The 1863-nt window shown below is 55.4% G+C and carries 2 rRNA genes (1 of these 2 cut by a window edge); both read left to right on the top strand.

The annotated features are described in order from the left end of the window. A 23S ribosomal RNA gene (locus BMW54_RS17075) occupies positions 1 to 1593 on the top strand (it extends 1292 nt beyond the left edge of the window). Between the two features lie 114 nt (positions 1594 to 1707). Further along, positions 1708 to 1822: ribosomal RNA gene (gene rrf, locus BMW54_RS17080) — 5S ribosomal RNA — on the top strand. Positions 1823 to 1863 lie beyond the last annotated feature (41 nt).

The following is a 1863-nucleotide window of genomic DNA, read 5'->3' on the forward strand; positions in this document are numbered from 1 at the left end:
GTTTCCTCGCGCAACGTTCATCGGCGCAGGGTGAGTCGGCCCCTAAGGCGAGGCAGAAATGCGTAGTCGATGGGAAGCAGGTTAATATTCCTGCACTTTTCTACAGTGCGATGTGGGGACGGAGAAGGTTAGGTCTACCAGGCGTTGGTTGTCCTGGGGAAAGGCGGTAGGCAGTGATCTTAGGCAAATCCGGGATCACTTATGCCGAGCACCGAGACCAGTCCTATGAGGACGAAGTGACTGACACCACGCTTCCAGGAAAAGCCACTAAGCTTCAGCTGTAGAAAAACCGTACCGTAAACCGACACTGGTAGGCAGGGTGAGAATCCCAAGGCGCTTGAGAGAACTCGGGTGAAGGAACTAGGCAAAATGGCACCGTAACTTCGGGAGAAGGTGCGCCCCTTGGTGTGGTCACGTGCGTGACTGAGCATCGAGGGGTCGCAGTAACCTGGCCGCTGCGACTGTTTATCAAAAACACAGCACTCTGCAAACACGAAAGTGGACGTATAGGGTGTGACGCCTGCCCGGTGCTGGAAGGTTAATTGATGGGGTCAGCCGCAAGGCGAAGCTCTTGATCGAAGCCCCAGTAAACGGCGGCCGTAACTATAACGGTCCTAAGGTAGCGAAATTCCTTGTCGGGTAAGTTCCGACCTGCACGAATGGCGTAACGACAGCGGCGCTGTCTCCACCCGAGACTCAGTGAAATTGAAATCGCTGTGAAGATGCAGCGTTCCCGCGGCAAGACGGAAAGACCCCGTGAACCTTTACTATAGCTTTACACTGAACGTTGAGTTCTTCTGTGTAGGATAGGTGGGAGGCTATGAAACCGAGACGCTAGTTTCGGTGGAGCCATCCTTGAAATACCACCCTGAAGTGCTTGACGTTCTAACCTAGGTCCGTAATCCGGATCGGGGACCGTGTATGGTGGGTAGTTTGACTGGGGCGGTCTCCTCCCAAAGAGTAACGGAGGAGCACGAAGGTACGCTCAGCGCGGTCGGACATCGCGCACTGTGTGCAAAGGCATAAGCGTGCTTGACTGCGAGATCGACGGATCAAGCAGGTACGAAAGTAGGTCTTAGTGATCCGGTGGTTCTGTATGGAAGGGCCATCGCTCAACGGATAAAAGGTACTCCGGGGATAACAGGCTGATACCGCCCAAGAGTTCATATCGACGGCGGTGTTTGGCACCTCGATGTCGGCTCATCACATCCTGGGGCTGTAGCCGGTCCCAAGGGTATGGCTGTTCGCCATTTAAAGTGGTACGCGAGCTGGGTTCAGAACGTCGTGAGACAGTTCGGTCCCTATCTGTCGTGGGCGTTGGAGATTTGAGGGGGGCTGCTCCTAGTACGAGAGGACCGGAGTGGACGTTCCGCTGGTGTTCGGGTTGTCATGCCCATGGCATTGCCCGGTAGCTACGAACGGAAGTGATAACCGCTGAAAGCATCTAAGCGGGAAGCACGCCCCAAGATGAGATCTCCCGAGAGCTTGACTCTCCTTAAGGCACCATCAAGACTAGGTGGTTGATAGGCGCGGTGTGGAAGTGCAGCAATGCATTGAGCTTACGCGTACTAATGAGCCGTGAGGCTTGACCATATAACCCCAAGACGCTTCACCGTCTTAATACAATCCTCCGGTCGACCCCGGACGCTTGTCACTCGTTTACAACCCTCTGTGGAGCCGGCGCACCTGCGCTGCTCCCACCCCTTCCCTGGCGGCCATAGCGGCGTGGTACCACCTGATCCCATCCCGAACTCAGAAGTGAAACGCGCATGCGCCGATGGTAGTGTGGCTCAAGCCATGCAAGAGTAGGTCACCGCCAGGGGCTTTATCCCAAAAACCCGGTCTCATTGAGGCCGGGTTTTT

Origin of the sequence: Luteibacter sp. 329MFSha (genome assembly GCF_900111665.1) — a bacterium.
Classification (GTDB): Bacteria; Pseudomonadota; Gammaproteobacteria; order Xanthomonadales; family Rhodanobacteraceae; genus Luteibacter.